This is a genomic window from Metabacillus fastidiosus NBRC 101226, assembly GCF_001591625.1.
Taxonomy (GTDB): domain Bacteria; phylum Bacillota; class Bacilli; order Bacillales; family Bacillaceae; genus Metabacillus; species Metabacillus fastidiosus.
Genome location: NZ_BCVG01000199.1, coordinates 1 through 2,660 on the forward strand (window position 1 = coordinate 1; position 2,660 = coordinate 2,660).

General features: G+C 45.1%; 1 protein-coding gene. It reads left to right on the forward strand.

Annotated features, from left to right (window positions below; genetic code table 11):
* Positions 1 to 43: 43 nt before the first annotated feature.
* Positions 44 to 2,660: condensation domain-containing protein (locus BFA01S_RS21280; RefSeq protein WP_235843092.1), on the forward strand; the 2,617-nt coding region annotated here is incomplete at its 3' end.

Here is a 2,660-nt window from a genome sequence, read left to right on the forward strand (position 1 = left end):
CATGGGAGGGACAGAAGATGTCAATCATTATAACCATGCGGTTATGTTGTATAGAAAAGACGGATTCCGTACGGAATGGGTTCAGGAAGTCCTGGAAGAAATCCTGAAGCATCACGACGCCTTGAGAATGATTTATAAGAATGAAAATGGAGAGATGCTTTCGTATAATCGCGGAGTGGAAACCCAGCAGTTTGGTTTTCAGGTCTATGACGTCTCGTCAGAGGATGTGCCCGATCAGAAGGTTCTGGAACTCGCTTCAAAGCTTCAACTGCAGATTGATATTCAAGAAGGGCCGCTTGTGAATGCAGCAGTGTTTAAGGCAAAAGATGGGGACCATCTTTTACTGATTATCCATCATCTTGTCGTGGACGGCTTTTCCTGGAGAATCCTATTTGAAGATTTAGCGCTGGGATACAGTCAGCTGGAAAAGGGTGAAACAGTCAGGTTTTATCCAAAAACGACGTCTTACAAAACGTATGCTTCTAAGCTCCAGGCTTACGCCAAAGGCGAAAAGCTCGCAAGAGAAAAGAAATATTGGGTGGAAACATTGAAAGAGAATGTGGGATTTCTGGAGACAAAAGAAGAGGTCGAACGATACTGGTATGAAGACAGTGACACTTTCAGCACCATTCTTGAGAAAGAGGAAACAAGAAAGCTGTTGAGGGAAACCAACCAGGCGTATCATACCGAAATCAATGACCTTTTGGTTACTGCGCTTTTAGTGGCTACAAGGGAGGTAACAGGTGAAAATCGGATCAGAATCAGCCTAGAGGGGCATGGAAGAGAACAGATTATGGAAGGACTAGACATCAGCCGGACAGTCGGATGGTTTACTACGAAGTATCCGGTCCTGATTGATTTGGGAGAGGAAACAGACCTTTCCATGACCATCAAAATGGTGAAGGAATCCCTTAGAAAATTACCAAACAAGGGCATCGGTTACGGAATTTTAAAGCATTTGAGCGAAGACGAGGAGTTAAGGAAGGCTGCACAGCCGCCTCTATTGTTTAATTATCTGGGGCAGATGGATGAAGATCTCCAAAATGCCGTTTTCTCTTCTTCCAGTCTCCCGACGGGAGAGTCGATTGGAAACAAACATACACGAGAAAACGCGATGGAAATGAATGCGGTCGTTTTGGATGGCCGGTTAATCATTGATACGACTTATAACACAAAGGTCTATTCCGAAGAAACTGTGAAGGATTTTACGGAAGCCTACAAGGAAGCCCTTTATGCCGTGATTCGCCATTGTGTCTCAAAAGAACAGGCGGAGAGAACCCCGTTTGATTATGGTGACAGGGGATTAAGCATCCACGAGCTGGAAGACATCAAAAGAAAATATCACGAATTTGAAATCGAGAAAATCTATCCTCTGGCCAATATGCAGCAGGGAATGTTATTCCATGCATTGGAAGATCCAACGTCAGGTGCCTACTTTGAACAAATCGTCATCGAGGCCAATGGATCGATCGATCCGCATTTATTGGAGGAAAGTTTCAATGTCATCATGGAAAGACATGAGCTCCTTCGGACAGCTGTTGAATATGAAATCACGGAAAAGCCAAGGAATGTCATCTTAAAAGATCGGAAGATCGGGTTTAACTACCGTGATATCCGCTGTCAAAGTGTGGAACAACAGAAGGCGAGTATTGAGCAATACTTGAAACAGGATCAGGAAAAAGGCTTTGATTTTGGCCGGGATTCTTTAATTCGCCTGGAGCTTATCCAAATCGGTGAGGAGGCCTATAAGCTGATCTGGAGCAATCATCACATATTGTTTGACGGATGGGGACGAGGTATCATTTTGGGTGAACTCTTCCATATCTATGGAAATAAACGAGCCGGAAGAATCCATCAGTTAGAGAAGCCGCAGCCGTATAGTGACTATATCGGGTGGCTGGAGGAACAAACACGGGAAGATGCCGTTCACTACTGGAAGGGCTACCTGGAAGGCTATCAGGAACCGGCAACCATTCCGTCCATCACAAAGGGCAGGAAATCTGGCGATTCCCGCAACTGGGAAAAGGTCGTTGAATTCTCAAGTGAGCTAACGGGGAAACTGACCGAATTAGCGAATCGAAATCATGTCACGTTCAATACAGCCCTACAGAGTGCGTGGGGCGTCCTATTAGCCAAGTACAACCATACCGACGACGTCGTATTTGGTTCCGTTGTTTCTGGAAGGGATGCCAAAGTGTCAGGAATCGAAAAAATGGTGGGGCTGTTTATCAACACTATTCCAACGAGAATCCAAGTGAAAGATCACCAAAGCTTTAGGGACGTCTTAAAGCGCGTTCAGGAGGAAGCAATCGAAAGCCAGGCATACAGCTATCTGAATCTGTCTGATGTGCAGTCCCTCAGTGAGCTAAAACGGGATTTGATTGACCATGTGATGGTTTTTGAAAACTATGCGCTAGATGAACGTGCACTGGATCAAGAAAAGAATGAGCTAGGCTTTGTGTTCAATGATCTGAATGGAAATGAAGCCACCAATTACGGCTTAACCGTGGTCGCCGTTCCTAGAGAACAGCTTATTCTGAAGCTTGCCTATGATGAAAGTGTCTATCCGGAGGCGATTATCGAAAACATTGCAACTCATCTCACACATGTCATAGAACAGGTTGTACAGGATGAGGATCAGAAGATCCGCCACCTTCAGC